Genomic DNA, 19180 nt, shown 5'->3' with positions numbered 1-19180 from the left:
AACCTTTGCGATTTCCGCCTTTTGGCATGGTGGTTGGGGCAGGGTGCGACCCTGCCTTTGCGCTATTAGTATTCGATTCTGGCTTCTAAATCATCATTCATTTCTGCGATTAGCTCTAAAAGCCATTCATCAGAGTTTTCAAAGCACTGGGAATCAAACTCTGCTTTAGCTGCTTCAACTAAGGCAATAACTTCAGGATCTTCAGAATCTTTCGCCCAGTTTTCAACCTCTTCACGGTTGCCGCCCCATTCACAGCCATCTTCAAAGGCTTCAAACTTGCGAACAATCTCAGCCCATTGAGAATAATCATGCAATTCAAACTCACCGCACCAATATTGGTAGTGATCGCCAATTTTTTTGCCATTGGCAAAGAATGCAAACTCATCTAGTAATCCACCATTCTCAAATTGACGTTGACCATAACGCGCTTGTGACTGGGCGGCAAATTTGCCATCAATCAACTCAGCCCAGATCCCCCAAGAAGAATCGTATTGAATGTTAGAAGCAAGAACTTGTAGTGTAGGCATGGTGTAAAATCCTTTGTGTTACTTGGTTTAACCGAGGTTTGGGTGACCGCCCTTGCCTCATGAATACTATTAAAGCAAATCCTTTGATAAAAGTCAATAACTTTTATCAAAGGATTTGCTTTAATTTAAAAGAAATCATCGCTGGGCGGGATTGGCTGAGCTAATTGCAATTCATCTAAATAAATTTGCAACTCGACGGCGCTAAGCTTTTGCCTTGATTTGCCCCATCGCTCTAAGCAGTGTGCTTTTGGGTGCAGCTTTAATCTTTCAAATTCAACGTCAATTTTAGAAATTAAGTCGCTTAAATCGCTCGGATCTTTGGGAATATTGGGCGCAAACTTCTTTTGATATTCTGCGAGAAGATTTGCCGCTTCCTGCGCGATCGCTGGTACAGATTTAAAAACCGCCCAAACTTCATCGCTTTTGATTTTTGCGTACAATTCCTGAAACTGTACAGAATTTTGAACCAAGGCGATCTTGGCTTTGAGGGCGGCTAGATACTTTGCGGGATCTGGCGGCGCTTTGGGTGCAGGTGCAGGTGCAGTTGGTTGTTCTCCAAATTCGCAGGGCTTTTTAACCATGATGCTTAATATTGTTTCTCCAGTTACTGTCCCTCTCTCCCATGCAAAAACATCTACTAAGAAATCACCGCCTTTGCCTTGCTGTTCACAAAGTTCTAAGAGTAGCGATCGCGTGATCAGCAATTGCCCTTTTTTGGCTGGAGCATCTGGGCTATCTTTGGATTCGTTTCTCCATAGCGTCCCTTCGTTTGGTCGTTGTGTAGTCATAATGTGAGGCGGCGCTATGCGCCGCCTATAGGTTTTTTAAAAATCGATTTCGCCATTAGCGATCGCAGTGTTAATTTCTGCTTTGTATTCCGTAGCTGCGTTGTCAGCTTGTGCGGATTTTACGGGGTGAGCATTCTTAAAGCGATCGCTTAAAGACTTTAAAATCTGATTAATCTTTTCTGATTGCTCTGCACTTGGTTGAGGCTTCCTGCCTACCCATTTAATGAGTCCGTCAAGCTCGTCTGGCGAACTACATTTTTCCGCGCTCGTAGTAAAAATACTCCACAACTTATCGTCCCAAAGTGGAGCCGTCGCGATCGTCATTAACTTATCGCTTAACTCAGGTGTCCAGCAATCCATAGGTATGTCAGAAATTGACGCTTTGCGATCTTCATCTCCGATCGCATCTAGCCCAACAATTGCAAGCGTCGCTCGTCTACGGGCTTGGGTTTCTGCTCGTTTCATCGCCTTGGCTTTGCTGTCGCCATTTAAAGGTTTGCCCCAATTGTCTGTCTTGATTCCGACTTTACCAGTCGCTTGCTCGGTGCGGGTTCCCATTCTTGCCTCTACAGTGACGGAATAAATCTCACCATCTAGCATGATTTTTTCCTCAACAATTCGGGTTGAGACGTTTCTGGAATCTCGCAACTGAGAAGCGGCGATCGCGTTTGGATAGAGTGAAATCTTTTTAATTTTCCCGTCCTTATCTTTCTCTTCGATATAGTCGAAAGGTTTTGATAGGGCATTTAACCCAAGCTGGCGACAGTAGGTAAAGTAGTAGATCAGGCGATCGCTAGATGAAAGCATCGACAGATCTCCACTTTGGACAATCTTGGCTAGAAGTTCATCGCTTAGATCTTGATGTACGAGTGATTGAGTTTCAGCCTTGGCTAAATTTGTCATTTTGTTTTTACTGGGTAAATGGTTAGGAATCTATTGAGGGAATATTAGTAATTCCCCCAATAGATAGTAATAGTTAAAAAATAAGGGCTTTTGCTTGAGCCGCTTCGATGCGGATCTCTTCATCGCTCTTGGCTGCTAAAGCCGCTTGCTGCTCTTGCAGTGGCAATTGAGCAAAGAAAAGTTCAACATCTTTAAAACGATTAAGTTTGTATGGTGCGGTATTAACAAACTCCCCGCGCTTTGCCCCAATCTTTTGAAGCTTCATCCAAGGCTTACTGCCTAGCAAAATCATGCCGTGATCGGCGGCTAACTTCTCGGCGGCTTGGCGGCTAATGTCTTTGGGCTTGGCAATCCCCAAACGCTTGTTAGCCTCTTTTACCATTTCGTGAGCAGTGGCGGCTGAGTAGTTAGAAACAGAGCGGCGATTGTCATATGCTCCAACCCATTGAAAGTCAGACATTAAACACCTCTCCCGATCGCTTTACTAAGTTGTTTTGATGTGAGTTGCGCGATCGCTGCCTGACTTTTGGTAAGTGCGGCGCGATCTGCTGCCATTTCTGCAAGTTCTTTTTCGACTGCGATCCGCGTTTCTGATGACATTGGCTTGCTGTTGCGATTGTCAATCCAGAATTTTGCGGATTGGGCGCGATAGGTTTTAAAGAATGCTGCGATCTCTTCGGCTTTAAATCCCCAAGCGTGGGAATAAAACAAGAAGGTTCTTACAATTTTATTTGCCCACTCAATTTGGGGACGGGTTCCGTGAATTACGGGGCTAGGCATATTCTCAAGTGTCATGTGGTTGAGCTTGGCTGCCGCCTCTTCTTCTGGTGTGCGAAGCGCTGATACTGCGCTGGAGCCGTGACGTGTTAGAGTAAATCCCATATATCCCCTAAGTCTTCGTGTGTGAGATGGTTGTTTAACTTAAGCCCGTTGCCAGTGCCTTGGTGACGGGCTTTTGGTGTTTTAGATGATTACTGATGTACAAGTAACGTGGTGCAAATGCTCAAACGCAGATTCGTCAATGTCGATCTTCAACTCCCAGAAATCGCCATCAACATTAATAAGGTTGATCTCTTGCAAAAGGCAGTCTTGATCGTCATAGCCTTCTCTGTATGCGTCGGTAAATACTTTTTGAGCATCGGCTAATACTGCTTTAGCAGCTTTAACAGCCTTTTCTGCTTCAATCACAGCTTTAGCTGCTTCTTTGATTTGCTCTTTGGTCATCATTGGCTTTATCTCCGTTTGCTTGAGGCGTTTGTTTAACCTTTCTAAATAGTAGTACTACTCTTGTACAAAGTCAACACTTTTTTAATCCTTTTTTTGGTTGACAGTAGAGCTAGATTTGTGTAATGTGGTAGGAGTATAGTAAATAAGGAGTTCTACCAATATGACCGTGGCAACCGATAAAGTTAGAGTTTCAACCTATATAGAGGATGGACTCAAGCCCAAACTAGAGCTACTAGCTAAAGTGCGTAAGCGCTCGGTTAGTAACTTGATTGAGGTTCTCTGCCAAGAAGCTGTTGATAAGGCGGAAAAGGAAGGAGAACTTAAAAACTAACCGCGCGATCGCCTCAACATCGCCGATCATTCTCGTTTGTCTGCTGATATCTATTGAGAGAATTATTGTTTTTTTGGTGAAGTATATGAATTTGCAGCAATTCGCTTTTAATTCGCAATCGGTTCGCATCATTTCTATTAATGGCGATCCTTGGTTTGTGGCTACAGATGTTTTGAGTGCTATTAAGTCAACTACTACAGTTGGAGCCTTAAAAACGGTTGTGTCAGAAGGTTTGGGCGATGAGTATGTTAATAACACTCCCATACCTGACAACCTTGGGAGACTCCAAGACACCACAATCATTCATGAAGCTGCTGTTACCTTTCTTGTTTCGCGATCACGCACTGCAACAGGTAAAGCCTTTAATCGATTGCTTCATGCTGAAATTCTTCCAACTATCCGCAAAACTGGTAAATACGAAGTAGTTCCTTCTCATCCTGCTTTACCCACAAACTTTGTAGAAGCTTTGCGCCTTGCTGCTGATTTAGAAGATCAAAGATTAAAGCTTGTGGAACAGAACCAAGCGCTTCAAATGGAAGTTCAAATCCTAGAGCCAAAAGCAGAGCGTTACGATCTTGTAATGGATTCTGATGGATGGATGACGGGTGAAGAAATCTGTAAGCAATTGGCTGTACCTAAGTTCACTAATCGCAAGTTATACGACATTTTGCGTACAGAGAAAGTGCTGTTTAAGCGTCCTGATGGCACTAATTGCCCTTACGCGCCTTGGGTAAATGAAGGGCTTGCAAAGCTGCGTGATGGTCAATGCTTTGATGGTCGGATGCGATTCTCACCTGTGTTCTCTTGGAAGGGCTTGGATCGCATTTTGGATATTTTGCGAAAGCATCAGGTGATTCCAAAAGATAAGCAATTCAGATTTAATTTTGATTCCGACAAAATTGTTGCGATGAAGAGGGCTTAACCCAATGGCTAAACCCAAGAAGAAAGCGCCAAAATAGAAGAGGAGATCGCAGTCACTAAGAGCGATCGCTATGCTTCACGATATCCAAGCTGGGAAGCGTTCGTAATGGCGATGATTCCAGCCGACAAATATCCTTTGATGAATAAAGAGTATCTGCGATGATTTGCGTTTAAGCACTAATCGCTACATAAAACAACGCGATCGCCACTACTCCAAACCAATTAAGGTTACTTTCCCAGAGTAATAAGGCGATCGCTAAGCACAGCAATATTTTAATCAACATCTAATCGCGCCTCAATCTTGGCTATGCGTATTTCGTGAGACTCAACCTTTTCAATAAGAGTCTCTGTTTGTGCTATGCCTAAATCTTTGCGGATTAGCCCAACAATATATTCGGTTTTCTCTAGCCCTGTTTGCTTCAAATATTTTTCTAGCGCTGTTGTTAAATCCGCAGGAACTCTAAACCCTATCTGCATATTGCACCGTTAAACGTCGTAAAACAAATATACTCTCACCTATTGACAAACGGTGTTAAACGATGTTTAACTGTTAGTCATTCGCGAACTATTCGCGCTTCATTCGCCGAATAAGTAGCGAACGTTCGCGAATAGTTCGCCAACTAAAGGAAGAAAAGGAGTGCTAAAAACTGCCAATTTACCTGTCCCAAAGTTCAACATAGCTGAGCCAAAAAATATAGTCCTTACTAGATTCCCTTGGTTCTCAACATTTGATATCGCAAAACTAATAGTCGCGCAGTATCCATCGTTAAGCTTTGAAGGTCAGCGTCGATTAGTCCAATACGCGATCGCTCATCTTAGAGCTTACGACTTTGATTCTGATAATTTGACTGATACTTCTAACTCAGATTTTGAGCCAACTCGAAAATCTGGAACTGATTATTACAGTCGGCAAGCTGTAAAAGAAATTCTTGAATACATGGACTTTAAGGTAATAAACGATGACAGACCCTATTCCTAGCATTAAAGATCGCGTAAATGCAGCAGCCCCCAAAGCTCCACGCAACACCAAAAAATCAACTTCTCATGATGCTGCGGACACGGTTAGCAAGAATGCCAAAAAATCGCAGATTGCGGATATTACGTCAGCAATTACCAGTAAGGCGATCGCCGATGCTGATGTCTTTGCGGATGAGCTTTACTCTGAAGCATTCCTTAACCGTTTAGGTGTAAAACGTGAGGGCATTGAGGCTCTTAGTTTTACACAGTTGCAAGGCAAGGCAAAACTAAAGACTGCTCACGTTTTGGCTGGCGGTCAGCAGCTACAACTTGCTAGTTCTGAGCCAGAGCCTGTGAAGATCTTCGCTTGTGAAGATTGGCTTGGTGATGATGATGAATGAGAACTTCGTCAAAATTGTGGCAATGCCACTCGCGATCGCCTTGACTTTACTCTTATCCAGAGTGTTTCATACCCGTCCTGAGCTAATTACTGGATTGTTTTCGCAAATCAGTAATGCTCAAACTATAAAGACTCCGCGATCGCAACTAGAAGAGAGAGCAAAAGCTTGTAATACTCCTCTCGATATTTCAATCATGACCGACAAGCAACTTAACGACTTTGTATTTGATTGTGAGAAGCCAAAGAAATGAATGGTAGTTCTGAACTGGCGATCGTAACCGCCGAAATTGTTGATATTTTGCCGAGAGAGCATCAAACAAACGAAATGGCTAACTGGGTTGAATCTCAGCTAGCATCGGGTAACACTGCATCAGAAATGCTTGAGTATTGCAAAACTCAGTTTGGGATTGTTGTTCATAAAATTGATGCTTGCGAGCTTAAAATCCAAAATCAAGGCATAAGGCTTGATAGCTACATTCAAAAAACAGATCGCCAATTTGAGCAAGTTCATAGCAAAATTGCCAAGCTTGAAACCGATCTTGCTGTTACCACCGCTTTAAGCAATGAACGCGCTCAACAGCAACAATTCACCAATGGACAGTTAATGACTTCGATCAACAATACAAATACCAATCTAACCAATGGATTGACCAACGTATCAAAAGGAGGCGGCGAGACTAACCCAGTGGTATTGTTTTTTGGTCTAGCTTTTGGCGTTATTCTGCTCAGTTGCCTAGTTGCTCTTGGGATCAACTCTCGCTCCTCCCAAGTTATTGAATATAAAAATGTGCCTAGTAATGGGCATCCGCTTCCTGTCCCTAAAGATCTTTACGACAAACTGTAATGGCTATTCAACCTCCTCCTACTGGCGGTGCGCCGCTACAAAATAGCAACTCTCCTGATCTCATTGATCATATCTGGGGATTGCTACACCCTTTCTTGCTTTTAACCTTAATCACATCGGCGCTAAGCGCCTCTTTCGCATTTAAAGTGCCGATGGTCAAAACGGTCGGGTCGTTCGTTCTTTGCGGTATATCTCTCTTCTTCTTGTTCCAGACTTCGCGGCGTAATCGATGCTCTGCTATTAGATGGAAGTTTGAGATGAAAGACTGGGCGCAATTGGCTCTAACCGTTCATGCGATTTACTTTGGATTAATTCATGACATTGTGAGTAAGTAATGCTGACTTTCCTTTTATCTAAATTTGAACGCGCTCGCAAAAACATCGATCGCCTAAAAGCTGATTGTTTCTGGGCGTTTTCTAAGGAGTGGCAAGATGAGATTGATAAGGCGATCGCTAATGAAGATGGCGATCGCCTAAATCAACTCTATGAAGTTTTAAAGTCTGCTACTGAAGCTACTCCCGAAGAGTTTCCCCTCTTCTTCTTAGTTCCAATTCCTCGCGAAATTGAGGATCTATTTGCCAAGCAGACTACTAAGACAGATCATGTATCTCTGCACTATTCTTTGCAGTGCATGACTTCTGCTGAACAAGAGAAAGTAGTCAAGAGGTTGATTAAGTTTTGGCACAAAAGAAACCCTGATGCTGTTCCTGTGAACTTATTGCAGTGGGCATCTATTCAAGATGTTGTACCTCATGGCGCGATCGCTGATCCTGTCTTACCATTGCCAAGAGTAGAGCCAATTTTTGACAAAAACTCTTTAAATATATTGCTAGGTGTAGATACTCAAAAAAAGCCTCTCTACTGGACTCCGAACCAAGAAACGAACGGATTCACTTTAGTAATTGGTGCTTCGGGGTCTGGTAAAACTGAATCCCTAAAAGCGATCGCTAATGAAACTCATAACTATGGTATCCCTGTATTGATCATTGATTTTCATGGGGATATCGCGTTAGATTGCTGCAAAACCATCACTCTTAGTCATACGTCAGCCTGTGAATATGGCATCAATCCACTAGAACTAGACTCGCTAGATCCTGTTAATGGTGGTGTATTCCCACAATTACAGAAGTTGATTGAATCGATTTGTGCTTTTAATACGAGCATAGGGCATAAGCAAAAGCTCAATATTGAAAAGTATTTGGCAGAAGCTTATAGGGATAAAGGGATAAGCGATCGCGATCCTTCAACATGGGGCAAAACGCCGCCAACTTTCTCGGATGTAATCGAAGCGATGGAGATTGATATCGCAGATCCCGAAATACCTATGCCCATGAGAAATGACATTAGCAGCGCTTTATCTGTAGTTCGCAGTGTCTTTAAGCATCCTGTATTTTCTAAGCCTACTCGCCTTGATATTGATTCACTGTTGTCGCGATCGCATCGGATAGACTTATCGCCATTGCTAGGCAGTGAAGATATTCAATTCTTAGTAGTTGATACCTTGCTTCGTAAGATTGGCTGTGCGCTTAGTGCTAAAGGACATATACCCGTCAGATGTAGCGATCGCGAAAGATATCGCTTTGCAGTATTCATGGACGAAGCTCACAAATTCACAAGTAAGTCAACAAATCGCAAAGGGATTATTGATGTATACGCCTGTGAGCTTCGTAAATACGGGTTAATGATGTGCCTTGGCTCTCAAAATCTTGACCATTTCAGCCCTGATACTATCTCTCAAGTTGCGACTAAGATCCTTCTTAAGTTGCAATCAGCCGAAAGTGCAAGATTCCCTGCTAATGAGTTTGGGCTTACAGTTGATGCGATTACTAAAGGCTTGCGCGGAAAAGGTCACGGCTATCTAAAGCGCGGATCTGCTGACGCGATCGAGTTTCAATTTACACCAATGCATAAAAGATAAAAGCAATGCTTAAAGTAGGCGATCTTGTTCAATACAAAGGCAGAGAGTATGTCATTAGAGAGATCCAAAACTCTAACCCCGACAATGCAAAACATCTTCTGCAAGCGGTATTAGATGATTACGTTACTGTCGAGAAGAATCAATTATAGGGAACCCGCAAAGAAAATGTCACTCAACTGGATCGCAATAACTGATCGCTCTATGCTTTGCCTAAGATGTGGTAAAGCCTATCTGCCTAGTCAGCTAGTCTGCGATCGCGTCCATGCCGTGGTTACTCAAATCTTTCTGATTGACCATAAAGACTGTCAAGAATTATTAATAGAAGTTGAGCAAAATGAATATACCATTTGAACTCAGACAAGAACTTTTACAGCTACTCATGCAGATTCCTAATCCTGAATCAGTAGCGATCGTACCAAACGTATCAGATCCAAAATATCGCTATTATTTTAGAGAAGATGGAACTGTCCAAACAAAAGAAAGACATTACTTAACCAATGGAAAACTGGGTAACTAACACTGTGTTTTTTCTGCCAATCGCAGTAATCGCGATCGCCATTATGCTCAAATGGTTCCGAGACTTTGCGCGATTGGTGCGACCAGAATATGATCAGGCTATTGAGCGCACACATCAGCAATATCTATTAGAGTGCCGCGATATGCTGAATAGGATTTATTTTCAATCTGAAATGGAAGATAAATATCGTGAGTAAAAAACCAAAGCGAAAGCCCAAACCTACTACTATTCAGTATTTAGCTGAGTTTAAATACGAAGATGAAAACACTGAGGAAATAATTGCTGAGTTCCCGATCGCCGTTCCAAAAACTTTTGAACAATTACAAGTTGAAGAAGCCAAGAAAATTCTGCTTAGGGTTTTATCTACTCAAAAAGGCAAAATTACTTATATATCCTTATGGACTTTTACTAAAGAAAAGTCTGAAGATGGCAATATTAAATTAGAGAAAAAACGGCTTCTCATGTCGTCTTCAATTGAGCCATACAGAGAATTTGGGAAAGAGGCTGAAGCGTATGTTTCTCCAGAAGATGAAGAGGTTTTAAAATTGATTCTCGCTTGCTTTTTGAGAGCAGTTTCTAAACCTTACCCTCCTTTAGTATGCCAATGATATAATCGAAGGCAGAAACCCATTGTAACCATGCGATCGCCTATCACCTCCCCACAGATAGGCGATCTTTTTATTAACTGATTTTGCTGGTATAAAACCCAATCTGAGAATGCAGGGGAAAAACAACCGTCACGCTATCACCTATTAGCACCTGTCTTGTGCCTTGATTATAGGCTGTGCGGATGCTTCCATCTGGTAGCTGTACTTTGTTCCCATCCAATAAAGTGGCGGCAAAGGTTTGCTGATTTTCATCTTGTGTGATTCTTTTCTTAAGGGCGATCGCTGATTGGGTAAAGGTACGAGATAGGCGATCGCGCACTGAAGTTTCTGTCTGCATTACTCTCTCCTTGGGTTACTGAAAGTTACGGAATAATTCAAAGTGGCGGGGAATAGCAATGGTGATGGCTCAGGAGGTGGATTAAACCCAACAATCGCAGAGCCTGAGCCTTCAAGATCTATCTCTTGCTCTAAGAATTGAGATCCAGCTTCAATCCTTACTGTAATAAATAGTATGGTCGGATCTGTAAGTGTAAAGTTTATCTGAACAGCCCCGCTACCAAAAGACCAGATTTCTGTTGCTGTGTCTAAAGTTGTTCCTGTGAAATATCCTGTTAATCCATCTATTTGTCCAACGATTTCAAATTCGTCTAAAAGTCCTCCTGAAGTTTCTGCAAAGGCAGGCGCATCACTGCTGCCATATGCTTCTAAGGTTTCGGTTCCATATCCAATATCACCAATTTGAATACTTGCGTCTATCCTGAAAAGATAAGCAAAAATAACTTCGATTGGCTCTGGGATAGCTGCAATAGGCGCTAATCGTGGCTTATTATCAACCATAGGCAAGCCGCCTCTAACTGGTATAGGGCGCATCTCTTCGCCTATACCGTAAAAAAGATTTGTAGCGATCGCCGTCCGACTCTCACCGTGCCCTAATCGCTTAATTTTGCCATTCTCACCCATGAATGTAGGCAAGATAGAGTTGTTTTCGCGCTCGTATTTTTCAAGACGAGCGATCGCATCTTGAGCCATTTGCTTCTCAAGCTGGAGCCGCACTCTTTGATTAGGTGTGAGATTGTCATTTTGCATTAGGAGTAGCCAATCCGAAAGCTAACAACTGTTTGTATTGCACCTGAGACTACAATTAACGAGGTTTTTATCACTGGCTTGTTGCTCCCTAGGATTCCAATATCGTTATTTCCTTGGTAGATCACATTATTATCACTATCTAATAATCTGTAGGAAGCTGATGTACCTGATGCAACCGCAGCAACTGGAGTAATTGGATTAAAAACAAGTATTTTTGAATCAGGCACAACTGTAGGAGCGCACGGATCTGGCAACTCATATTCAGTTAGAAGCGTGCCAAAGTCTATCGTCCATTCTTGTAATTTACCTGGTCCACTTCCTTGATCGGCTGCGATCTGAATGTTTTGTGCTTGAGAATCGCCAAAAGCATTGCCATGTTGTCCCATTTTATTCTCCTAATCTAATATTGCAATAACTACGGCATCAATTGTGATATCAGCTTCCAATTGTCCATCCTCTGCCATTTGTGATTCAACCACAGCATCAATTGTAATTGAATAAAAATCAAGAATTTGGACAAAAGAAGCCTCAACCACGGCATCAATCCTAACCTCACCTCTTAACGAATTAACAGGCTGTATCACCTGATAAACCGTAGATGGGGTAGCCACAGGGCTAGTTGAGATCACATCGCACATAAAGCCAATCGTGCGACGGGTTAAATCTTGGCTGAACGTGATCGCATCAACCAAACAACGGTACAAAATCGAATTAAAAATAATGTCAATTCTTGCCCGTGGGCGCAATGCTAAAAGCTCATCAGTCAAAGCCGTGACCATAAATCTGCACTGTTTGCGCCCGTTCATCAGCACTATTTCTAGCTGCCCATACTCGTAAGCTTGCTCACCACTTACAAGCCAATCCACAGTTAAAGGCTGCAATTTCTCCTTACTTGGCACGCCTGCAAGAGGGATAGCATTAACAATCGATGTGATCTCAATGTTTTTGGTTTTGATTGCCTCACTGTAAGTGGTTGATGGTGGGCGCGTGCTATCGTCGTTTTTAAACTGGGATTCAGTTGTGTTTTCTGTGAATAAAGGATTAATTTCATCGGCACATCCAATAACTTGGATTAAAGTCCCATTAATATTTAAATCTCTCCTAATATTCCCTGCAAAAGATTGCCCTGTAAAGTTAGCTTCTAAAGCTGTAGCTTTATTCCAGAAAGTTCCCGATTGCTGATAAATAGTGCTAGTCCTAGTCGATGGGAATAGTAAAGCTGAAGTGCTGCCTATTTCAATTTGCCCTAAATAATTTGCAATTCTTATTTCAGAAATCGCACCTGTTACGGGATTATATTCGTAATCCTCAACCGTTCTTTTTGATTCAAGAAATGGCGTTATAGCCAATGGCTCTAATGTTTCAGGTATTAAAGAATTGAGTCGCAAATATTCTTTGTGGATTTTTCTGCTAAGTCGATTACTTGAATCAAAATAAGTAAAATCTTCTTGAACCCCAATAGTGAACCAAGAACCCTCTTGTAATTCAAAAAGACCACTTACAGGATTAACGATAATTTGGAAATAATGGATTTCTTTAAAAGATGCTCCATAGTTTTCACTCACAATTTCTTGAGTTTCCCGATTCACTAATACTCTAAATTGTTTTGAATAAAGAGCGCCTTCATAATTTATATACTTTTCAGTAATCGACAGAATTGGATAATCGCCTTGATCTGGTACTTGGCACACTCCAGATATCGTAAGCTCTGTGACTGTCGGAATAGAGGAGCCATCGACAGGATCGAAGGCACTCTCATCTTGACTAATTGTAAGTGTGGCGATCGGTGATGCATCTAAATCTATGGGCGCAGCTATTACCGTACCTGACGCATTGCAGTAAAGTACATGGCGATCGGCTCCTACTAAATCCCCTGCTAATTTGATAGGCGATCCGCCCGTTTTTTGGACTGGTGTATTAAATGGGTAGCCAAGCGACGGGATTGAGTGAGAAATAATGCCAGCGTCTTCTAAGATTTTGACCACAATTTCATCGCGATCGGTTGACGTGCCAATGGTCACACCCGAAACATCGCGATCGGGCGTGCTTTGTGATTGATATGCAAGGATGTCTCCTACCTCTAGAGATAGCGTCCCTACATCAAAACCAATATTTGGCGGTGATGGCTCTTTGAGAATATATAAAGCGCCGCCACTGAGTAGATTATTTACGAGTGTTCCAGAATCATTGGCACACTGAAAAACGATTAGCGCACCTACCGCCCAATTTGCCGCGATCGCTGGACTGCCAATAGTTATAAATTCGTTGTATCTGAGAGGGCTAAAAACTAAAGTTATTGTGCCTGTTACAGGCGCGTCGCGCCGCTCTAATGTTGAGGGTTGAGCCAAATCGATTGAGCTAAATTCTGATGTGCGATCGACCCCGTTTATAGTCAAAGAGAAATTGCGAGAGCTTAGGTTAAGCGTCATACGGCTAACCCTCCATCAAATAAAGTTAGCTGTCCTTTTGGCGCTGGTTTGGGCTTCTTGGTTTTTACAGGTGCAAACGGATCATGATTGGCTATGCGATCGCGCATCACTTCAAAATAGTGCGGGTCTTTCTCAATGCAGATATATTGTCTGTTTGTGTTGATGGCGGCGATCGCTAATGTGCCACTGCCTGCGGTGTTGTCTAGGATTAGTTCGCCTTCTTGGGTGTAGGTTTTGATTAGATATTCGATTAGGGGGACTGGTTTTTGTGTGGGGTGACTTGATTTGTTATTACCATTCCTGATTTTAATGACTGTATTCGGGAATCTTTGCCCTTCATTAATTAGAGTACAAGCTTTAATTTTGTTATATGCCGCAGCCCGATTAGGTGATTGATGTTTTATATAAGGTTCTCCCTTCCTCATTTGAGGATTATAGTTAGGAGTCTGTTTATAGAAAATTAGTATATTCTCATGAATTTTTAAAGGTTTTCTATTCGCATCCAAGAAGCCTGAAGATACGCTTTTCTCCCAAATCCACTCATACTTAAACCATTTAGGATTACTCATCACAAGCGCACTAGTGAAGGGTTGGCTCCCAAACAAGGCGATCGCGCCATTAGGTTTAATAATTCGCTTGTACTGTTCCCATAGCGGTTCAAATGGGATAACCACATCCCATTTACAGGCGGTAACCCCATAGGGTAGATCGCAGATTATGCAATCGATAGAGCGATCGGCTATATCCTTCATTACCTCAAGGCAATCACCATTAATAATGCTGTTAAGTGCGATCATATTTTGACCCTCGTATCTTGCAACACCATAGACACCGCCCTAACCTTGTTCGGCGCATATTTCGCAGATGTATACTCCTTGCCAAAATCAGGAGGTGCAACCCAATCAGCTAAGAATCTCGCAAAATAATAAACACCGCCATTAGCTTCGCGGGGCGTGGTTCCTGCTACCTCCGATCGCGTTTTGGTTAATGCTGTCGCGCCTCTCTCTGCAACTTCTTCTGATTCGTCATCGAGCCTTACAAATAGTTGAGGCTGCAATATCGAGTTACTGCCTGTCGTGGTGATATCGATCGCAGCGCCGCCAGCCGTTAACGATAATTTAAAACTATTAGTAGCTCGCTCAACTATCCAATAGTCACGGGTAGACACTAGGGGCGCGGGTAAACTTCCAGTTGTAGAGAGCGTGACCACATCACCATTTTGATAGGGATGCCCTGTGGCTGAAAATACGTTGCTGGTTACATTGACATCGATCGCGATCGCTGGTCTAGGATTGCGTCTTAGATAATCCAAGATCTCCCAAATCATTGAGAGCTTGTCAAAATCTTCTTGGTAAATATCAGCGACAATATTCCACAGGTAAGGCAACTCGAATGATGGTCCAGACTTAATCAGGTTGCCATTAGTCGAGTAACCACTCTCTGTCACAAAAGTGCGGCGCGATCGCGGTTTATCTGCCCCTTTCCAATTGCGAAAAGTGACAGAAAGATCGGCATAGGTTATCTTAATTTCATAGCAAGCCATAGCGGCTTAAAATAAAGCAAGCAAGGATTTTAGGCAAATAGTATGACCCCAATAGAAAAAGATGCGTTTCTTGCTTTTTTAGAAATCTACTATGAGGAACGTTTTGGGAAGATTGATTCAGAAGAAAACAAAGAGCGTGTAGAAAAGTTGGAACTGTTTGACAAGACCAAGGACGCTTCGATTTTGGGCGATCCAATTTTTAGCATGATTTCACATAAAGGGCTTAAGCATCATTTGATGTTAAGTAGAATCATCAAGGTGTTTCAACCAGTGGCAAACCCTACCCATAAAGTTAAACCCGAAATTAAAGCGGCAACTTTAGAAAATGGCGGAATGGCTATTTATCCATAGAGCCCCACCTATGTCCAACATGCTGTCCATTGATGGCGCTAAATAGGAAATTCCCCACGATCATTGGGGAATTTCAAAATTATAGAATTCCCCAATGATCGTGGGGAATTGCCGCTAAATAGGAAATTCCCCACGATCATTGGGGAATTTCAAAATTATAGAATTCCCCAATGATCGTGGGGAATTGCCGCTAAATAGGAAATTCGGAAATTCTGAATGATCAGCGAAATTGCCGCTACTTCCGCAAACAGAGGGAATTATGATCAACGTATTTGAAATCACAGGAGAGACAGCAATTAGGCAAGATTTAGCCGATCGCCTTTTTGCCATTTTGTATTTAGAAATTACGACTAATTACCAGGCGACGATTGTTGATTTTAGCGGCGTTGACTTTGCGCTTTGCCTATTTCTGCATGTTGCGATCGGGCGGCTTTACAATGAATTTCCTGCGATGGTTTTGGATCGTAAGCTGCGAATTGTTGGAATGAACGAGAATATTAGAGACGTTTGCGATCGCTGTAGAGAGTCATGGGTTTAAAATGTGCCAAAACCAACGAAACCGCCAAAACCAAAGCCTATAAATTGGGTAGCTGTCCGTGCCGAATATGAAGCGGGGGGCGTAACCTTACAGCAACTAGCGGACAAATTAGGGGTTAGCAAGAAAACAGTCGAAAGGCGTTCAAGTAGAGAATTTTGGCGATCTGGTGTCCGCAAGGTGTCCGCCGAAGTGTCCGCCGAAGTGTCCGCCAAAGTTAGGGACAATGTGATCGCCCAAAGGGTAGAAAAAGCGCTCTCGGATTTGGACATGATCAACAATGTTATTAAGCTTACCTATGATGCAATTATTGAGCGTCCTGATAATTTTAAAACTACAGGCGAAAACATTGCGGCATTGGATAGGATGCTAAAAACTAAGCTTGAGTACAGCGATGAACATATACAAAAATGGTTATTAGATAGAGGATATGTTGCAGTTCCAATTGCCGAATTTGCGCCATCAAGCGAAAGTGCAGAAAGCCCAGCAACAAGTCAGGGAAGCGAGAACTGATAAGACTAAAATTATTCCTTTCACTTGGAAGCCATTCCCGAATAGTCCACAGGAGTTCGCATTTCATCACCCTGCTGACATTCTTTTCTATGGCGGCAAGGCGGGGGCTGGCAAAACGGATTTACTCTTAGGAGTAGCAGGGCATAATCCAAATTCATTAATTTTGCGGCGCGAGTTCCCACGGGCTAGGGCGATCATTGAGCGATCGCGTGCCATATTTGCTAGAGGGGTAAAGCGTCATGAAAAGGATAGCTATAACGAGCAGACCCATTTATGGCGATTAGCTAATGGCAACACGATCGAGATCGGGGGATGTCAATACGAAAAGGATAAAGAAAATTATCAAGGTAGAGATCACGCGGCAAAGCTCTTTGATGAAATTACGGAGTTTAGTGAGTCGCAATTTAGGTTTATTACTATTTGGGCGCGTCATGCCGATCCAAATGTGCGATCGCGTGTAATCGCCACGGGGAACCCTCCTACTAATGTTGATGGGGAATGGGTGATGGATTTTTGGGGCGCTTTTGTTGACCCAGAGCATGAAGATCCCGCCGAAGATGGGGGAATTTGTTGGTATGCAACAATTACTGAAAATGATGAAGATAAGGACATTGAGCTTAGAGAATATCGGTTAAGCCGCGCCGAAGTTCAAGGGTACATAGATCGCAAGGAAATGCCGCCACGACCAGAGTATAAATGGGTTAAACCCGATGGCACGGTAAAGATTATTAAGGCGCGATCGCGTGCATTTGTTAGCGGCTCGGTCGAAGATAATCCCGTGATGATGCAGCGTGGTTACGATCAACAGCTTGACGCATTACCAGAATTTCTAAGAAAGCGATTTAGAGAGGGGCTATTCCAGCGAGTAACCGAATCTACCGATCTGCAAGTAATTCCCACCGCTTGGATCGTTGCTGCAATGGATCGCTGGATCGCCTACATGGGTACAAAATCGCTCGATTATGGCAACGCTCTCACCATCTACCGTACCAAGAATCAAAGCCCGAATATGTCAGCGATGGGAGTAGACCCATCGAGGGGCGGTGATGACGAAACCGCGATCGCTATTCGATTTAACGACTGGATCGCGCCTTTGCATCTAACCAAGGGTAAATATGTCGAAGATGGGGATGCAGTGCGAGACATTATCCAAAATCTGAGAATAGGCAATCCGCAAATAAATATCGATGTAGTTGGGGTTGGATCATCCCCTTACGATTCATGCAAAAAGATGGGATGGTCTGTAATGCCCATCAATGGCGGCGGCGCTGCTGTTGATCGCAACGGTAGACCAATTACTGATCGCACTGGCTTACTGCGATTTAAAGATATGAATGCGATGTTAGCATGGAAGCTTATGGAGTCTTTAGACCCTCAGTACAATCCCACGCTGATGTTACCGCCCGATCCTAAGCTCAAAGCAGAGTTATGCAGCATCCGCAGGGCTTCGATTGATGGTGGCGTGGTGACGATTGAATCGAAGAAGGAAATCAAGAAGCGATTGGGGCGATCGCCTGATCGTGCGGATGCTGTTAAATACGCATTGCTGCAATCAATTAGTATTTATGCGCCAAATCAGCGATCGCAGGCTATGGCGCTAGGTAAGGTTAGCGAGTGGGGTTAGCTCTTGGACGCTTGTAATCATAAATAAGTGTGTACCAAGAATCGTTAATCTTTTGAAGCACCAAGCCGAAAGTCTGATTCTTTACAATCTTGTAACTAAAAGCGCTAGCTGTTGTTTCTAGCTCCTTAAAGGCATTGTATAAATCAACGTTTTTAGCTCGGTTTCGGCGTTTCCATCGTTTGCTTTTTCTCATCTTTCTCCTTATTTTTCTTAGCTCGTTTCTTTTTATGAATCTCGCGATATTTCTCAGGATTATTCTCGCGATATTGCTTGTCAAATTCTGCCTGAGTCATGGCGATCGCGCCTTTGGTCGGTCTACCACGTTTGTGATCGCTGAGCGTTACTGTAGGCGTTTTACCATTCTCGTTTTTGCACCCTCGGCGGCATCGGTAAACTCGCGCCCCTGATTTCTGCGTATGGTTGAAACTCATTGGTTTCTGGCAATACTCGCAAAGGGGATTGTTGATGTTAGGTGCTGGCATTTTTGATTTTCTCTTCTAGGGATTCAATCTCAAGATCAATCCAATAGCGATCGCTGGTTGTTTCTCTTTCTGTCATCAATTCATTGAGTTTTGCTTGTAGCTTTTGCTTGTAAGTCATCTCTCTATCTCCTAAAAATAATCTGTACTATCCAATCACCTTACGCTCGATCGCCTTAGCGATCTGCTTTTGCAACAAAACTAGCTCTGGGAGATCAAGCAGTTCAGCCAGCACATCACCGTCAATATCTGAACTGTCCGTAATGTTGTTAGCTAGGACTTCAGCGATGTGTTGATAGCTCATGCGAGTTTTGATGTCTGTATTGGTTGTCATAGTCTTTTGCTCTTAGTAAATGTGTAGAGAGGGGCGGTAAAGCCCCTGATGTGCGCGGGGTGGTTAAATGCAAACGCATAGATTGTAATTACCGTCAGCAAGTTTTCTGCAACTTGCTATAGAAAGCTTTTGAAAAACCCCATTAACTAAAAAGAATGCCCATCCTGCATTGTCAACTAATTCGCCTTGATTATAAAAAACGTCAGCTTCCCAGACTCCTTTGATTGGTTGAGCAATCTTTTTGTAAGCATAATAACTACCAAGGCTATTAGAAAAATCTTTTTCGGAAAACTCAATTGATGGATAGGCGGGATAATCTACGTTTAAGTTAGCCATGTTTTTTAT

At 42.9% G+C, this 19180-nt stretch carries 34 protein-coding genes; 17 read left to right on the top strand and 17 right to left on the bottom strand.

The features are described 5' to 3' along the window. Positions 1–65: 65 nt before the first annotated feature. The 6 genes from H6G05_RS07600 to H6G05_RS07575 form a co-directional block, all read right to left on the bottom strand. Positions 66–527 (bottom strand): hypothetical protein, encoded by a 462-nt coding sequence (locus H6G05_RS07600; protein ID WP_190577596.1) that lies wholly within the window; start codon positions 525–527, stop codon positions 66–68. Positions 528–652: 125 nt separating this feature from the next. After that, entirely contained in the window at positions 653–1315 is a 663-nt protein-coding gene (locus H6G05_RS07595) for a hypothetical protein (protein ID WP_190577595.1), read from the bottom strand. 36 nt (positions 1316–1351) lie between these two features. Then, the gene (locus tag H6G05_RS07590; protein ID WP_190577594.1) at positions 1352–2218 is read right to left on the bottom strand and encodes a hypothetical protein; all 867 of its coding nucleotides are present in this window, start codon (positions 2216–2218) and stop codon (positions 1352–1354) included. 73 nt (positions 2219–2291) lie between these two features. Then, on the bottom strand, positions 2292–2678 hold the full coding sequence (locus H6G05_RS07585; protein WP_190577593.1) for a hypothetical protein: 387 nt from the start codon (positions 2676–2678) through the stop codon (positions 2292–2294). Then, positions 2678–3100 carry a hypothetical protein gene (locus H6G05_RS07580; RefSeq protein ID WP_190577592.1) on the bottom strand — a complete coding sequence of 141 codons (423 nt, stop codon included), beginning with the start codon at positions 3098–3100 and terminating at the stop codon, positions 2678–2680. The genes H6G05_RS07585 and H6G05_RS07580 overlap by 1 nt, the downstream gene beginning before the upstream one ends. A gap of 81 nt (positions 3101–3181) precedes the next feature. Beyond that, positions 3182–3445 carry a hypothetical protein gene (locus H6G05_RS07575; RefSeq protein WP_190577591.1) on the bottom strand — a complete coding sequence of 88 codons (264 nt, stop codon included), beginning with the start codon at positions 3443–3445 and terminating at the stop codon, positions 3182–3184. A gap of 160 nt (positions 3446–3605) precedes the next feature. On the opposite strand from H6G05_RS07575, the gene H6G05_RS07570 reads away from it, so the two are divergent. Together H6G05_RS07570 and H6G05_RS07565 are read left to right on the top strand one after the other, a co-directional pair. Further along, on the top strand, positions 3606–3776 hold the full coding sequence (locus tag H6G05_RS07570) for a ribbon-helix-helix domain-containing protein (protein ID WP_190577590.1): 171 nt from the start codon (positions 3606–3608) through the stop codon (positions 3774–3776). 85 nt (positions 3777–3861) lie between these two features. Next, positions 3862–4698: a phage antirepressor KilAC domain-containing protein gene (locus H6G05_RS07565; protein ID WP_190577589.1), complete on the top strand. Its 837-nt coding sequence runs from the start codon at positions 3862–3864 to the stop codon at positions 4696–4698. 272 nt (positions 4699–4970) lie between these two features. Here the strand turns inward: H6G05_RS07565 and H6G05_RS07560 are convergent, their stop codons facing one another. Then, positions 4971–5174 carry a hypothetical protein gene (locus H6G05_RS07560; protein WP_190577588.1) on the bottom strand — a complete coding sequence of 68 codons (204 nt, stop codon included), beginning with the start codon at positions 5172–5174 and terminating at the stop codon, positions 4971–4973. Between the two features lie 160 nt (positions 5175–5334). On the opposite strand from H6G05_RS07560, the gene H6G05_RS07555 reads away from it, so the two are divergent. From H6G05_RS07555 to H6G05_RS07505, 11 genes are read left to right on the top strand one after another with little or no spacing between them, the layout of a single operon-like run. Continuing rightward, positions 5335–5676, top strand: a complete 342-nt coding sequence (locus H6G05_RS07555) for a hypothetical protein (RefSeq protein ID WP_190577587.1) — start codon at positions 5335–5337, stop codon at positions 5674–5676. Further along, positions 5657–6055 (top strand): hypothetical protein, encoded by a 399-nt coding sequence (locus H6G05_RS07550; RefSeq protein ID WP_190577586.1) that lies wholly within the window; start codon positions 5657–5659, stop codon positions 6053–6055. Before H6G05_RS07555 ends, H6G05_RS07550 begins: the two co-directional genes overlap by 20 nt. Beyond that, entirely contained in the window at positions 6024–6305 is a 282-nt protein-coding gene (locus H6G05_RS07545; protein WP_190577585.1) for a hypothetical protein, read from the top strand. Before H6G05_RS07550 ends, H6G05_RS07545 begins: the two co-directional genes overlap by 32 nt. Next, positions 6302–6898, top strand: coding sequence for a hypothetical protein (locus tag H6G05_RS07540; protein WP_190577584.1), 597 nt, complete (start codon positions 6302–6304; stop codon positions 6896–6898). Before H6G05_RS07545 ends, H6G05_RS07540 begins: the two co-directional genes overlap by 4 nt. Next, positions 6898–7233: a hypothetical protein gene (locus tag H6G05_RS07535; RefSeq protein WP_190577583.1), complete on the top strand. Its 336-nt coding sequence runs from the start codon at positions 6898–6900 to the stop codon at positions 7231–7233. Before H6G05_RS07540 ends, H6G05_RS07535 begins: the two co-directional genes overlap by 1 nt. Continuing rightward, the gene (locus H6G05_RS07530) at positions 7233–8816 is read left to right on the top strand and encodes an ATP-binding protein (RefSeq protein ID WP_190577582.1); all 1584 of its coding nucleotides are present in this window, start codon (positions 7233–7235) and stop codon (positions 8814–8816) included. Before H6G05_RS07535 ends, H6G05_RS07530 begins: the two co-directional genes overlap by 1 nt. A 5-nt stretch (positions 8817–8821) precedes the next feature. Further along, positions 8822–8965, top strand: coding sequence for a hypothetical protein (locus H6G05_RS07525; RefSeq protein ID WP_190577581.1), 144 nt, complete (start codon positions 8822–8824; stop codon positions 8963–8965). A 16-nt stretch (positions 8966–8981) separates the two neighbouring features. Continuing rightward, entirely contained in the window at positions 8982–9167 is a 186-nt protein-coding gene (locus H6G05_RS07520) for a hypothetical protein (RefSeq protein WP_190577580.1), read from the top strand. After that, on the top strand, positions 9151–9333 hold the full coding sequence (locus tag H6G05_RS07515) for a hypothetical protein (RefSeq protein WP_190577579.1): 183 nt from the start codon (positions 9151–9153) through the stop codon (positions 9331–9333). Before H6G05_RS07520 ends, H6G05_RS07515 begins: the two co-directional genes overlap by 17 nt. 4 nt (positions 9334–9337) lie before the next feature. Then, positions 9338–9529: a hypothetical protein gene (locus H6G05_RS07510; protein ID WP_190577578.1), complete on the top strand. Its 192-nt coding sequence runs from the start codon at positions 9338–9340 to the stop codon at positions 9527–9529. Then, on the top strand, positions 9522–9941 hold the full coding sequence (locus H6G05_RS07505; RefSeq protein WP_190577577.1) for a hypothetical protein: 420 nt from the start codon (positions 9522–9524) through the stop codon (positions 9939–9941). Before H6G05_RS07510 ends, H6G05_RS07505 begins: the two co-directional genes overlap by 8 nt. A 73-nt stretch (positions 9942–10014) precedes the next feature. Here the strand turns inward: H6G05_RS07505 and H6G05_RS07500 are convergent, their stop codons facing one another. Genes H6G05_RS07500 through H6G05_RS07475 form a run of 6 tightly spaced genes read right to left on the bottom strand, consistent with a single transcriptional unit; the run spans position 10015 to position 14999 of the window. Further along, positions 10015–10278 (bottom strand): hypothetical protein, encoded by a 264-nt coding sequence (locus H6G05_RS07500; RefSeq protein ID WP_190577576.1) that lies wholly within the window; start codon positions 10276–10278, stop codon positions 10015–10017. Beyond that, complete coding sequence (locus H6G05_RS07495; protein ID WP_190577575.1) at positions 10278–11027, bottom strand: hypothetical protein; 750 nt, start codon at positions 11025–11027, stop codon at positions 10278–10280. Before H6G05_RS07495 ends, H6G05_RS07500 begins: the two co-directional genes overlap by 1 nt. After that, on the bottom strand, positions 11027–11413 hold the full coding sequence (locus H6G05_RS07490) for a hypothetical protein (RefSeq protein WP_190577574.1): 387 nt from the start codon (positions 11411–11413) through the stop codon (positions 11027–11029). The genes H6G05_RS07495 and H6G05_RS07490 overlap by 1 nt, the downstream gene beginning before the upstream one ends. A gap of 9 nt (positions 11414–11422) precedes the next feature. Continuing rightward, positions 11423–13456, bottom strand: coding sequence for a hypothetical protein (locus H6G05_RS07485; RefSeq protein WP_190577573.1), 2034 nt, complete (start codon positions 13454–13456; stop codon positions 11423–11425). Beyond that, positions 13453–14253, bottom strand: a complete 801-nt coding sequence (locus H6G05_RS07480) for a DNA-methyltransferase (RefSeq protein WP_190577572.1) — start codon at positions 14251–14253, stop codon at positions 13453–13455. The genes H6G05_RS07485 and H6G05_RS07480 overlap by 4 nt, the downstream gene beginning before the upstream one ends. Beyond that, positions 14250–14999: a hypothetical protein gene (locus H6G05_RS07475; RefSeq protein ID WP_190577571.1), complete on the bottom strand. Its 750-nt coding sequence runs from the start codon at positions 14997–14999 to the stop codon at positions 14250–14252. Before H6G05_RS07475 ends, H6G05_RS07480 begins: the two co-directional genes overlap by 4 nt. 42 nt (positions 15000–15041) lie before the next feature. Between H6G05_RS07475 and H6G05_RS07470 the strand changes: the two genes are divergently transcribed. The 4 genes from H6G05_RS07470 (at position 15042) to H6G05_RS07455 (ending at position 18022) form a co-directional block, all read left to right on the top strand. Further along, positions 15042–15350, top strand: coding sequence for a hypothetical protein (locus tag H6G05_RS07470; RefSeq protein ID WP_190577570.1), 309 nt, complete (start codon positions 15042–15044; stop codon positions 15348–15350). Between the two features lie 259 nt (positions 15351–15609). Continuing rightward, entirely contained in the window at positions 15610–15888 is a 279-nt protein-coding gene (locus H6G05_RS07465) for an STAS-like domain-containing protein (RefSeq protein ID WP_190577569.1), read from the top strand. 3 nt (positions 15889–15891) lie between these two features. Then, positions 15892–16398 carry a hypothetical protein gene (locus tag H6G05_RS07460; RefSeq protein WP_190577568.1) on the top strand — a complete coding sequence of 169 codons (507 nt, stop codon included), beginning with the start codon at positions 15892–15894 and terminating at the stop codon, positions 16396–16398. Continuing rightward, positions 16316–18022 (top strand): terminase family protein, encoded by a 1707-nt coding sequence (locus tag H6G05_RS07455; RefSeq protein WP_190577567.1) that lies wholly within the window; start codon positions 16316–16318, stop codon positions 18020–18022. The genes H6G05_RS07460 and H6G05_RS07455 overlap by 83 nt, the downstream gene beginning before the upstream one ends. A 152-nt stretch (positions 18023–18174) precedes the next feature. Here the strand turns inward: H6G05_RS07455 and H6G05_RS07450 are convergent, their stop codons facing one another. From H6G05_RS07450 to H6G05_RS07440, 4 genes are all read right to left on the bottom strand, one after another. After that, positions 18175–18504 (bottom strand): hypothetical protein, encoded by a 330-nt coding sequence (locus H6G05_RS07450; protein ID WP_190577566.1) that lies wholly within the window; start codon positions 18502–18504, stop codon positions 18175–18177. Then, the gene (locus H6G05_RS25585; protein WP_277874744.1) at positions 18491–18622 is read right to left on the bottom strand and encodes a hypothetical protein; all 132 of its coding nucleotides are present in this window, start codon (positions 18620–18622) and stop codon (positions 18491–18493) included. Before H6G05_RS25585 ends, H6G05_RS07450 begins: the two co-directional genes overlap by 14 nt. Positions 18623–18649: 27 nt before the next feature. Then, complete coding sequence (locus tag H6G05_RS07445) at positions 18650–18835, bottom strand: hypothetical protein (RefSeq protein WP_190577565.1); 186 nt, start codon at positions 18833–18835, stop codon at positions 18650–18652. 63 nt (positions 18836–18898) lie between these two features. Then, positions 18899–19171 carry a hypothetical protein gene (locus H6G05_RS07440; RefSeq protein ID WP_190577564.1) on the bottom strand — a complete coding sequence of 91 codons (273 nt, stop codon included), beginning with the start codon at positions 19169–19171 and terminating at the stop codon, positions 18899–18901. Between the last annotated feature and the right edge of the window lie 9 nt (positions 19172–19180).

The organism is Phormidium tenue FACHB-1050, from assembly GCF_014696925.1.
Taxonomy (GTDB): domain Bacteria; phylum Cyanobacteriota; class Cyanobacteriia; order Pseudanabaenales; family Pseudanabaenaceae; genus Pseudanabaena.
Note: the sequence above shows the minus strand (reverse complement) of the source record. Positions and strands in the feature narration are given on the sequence as shown.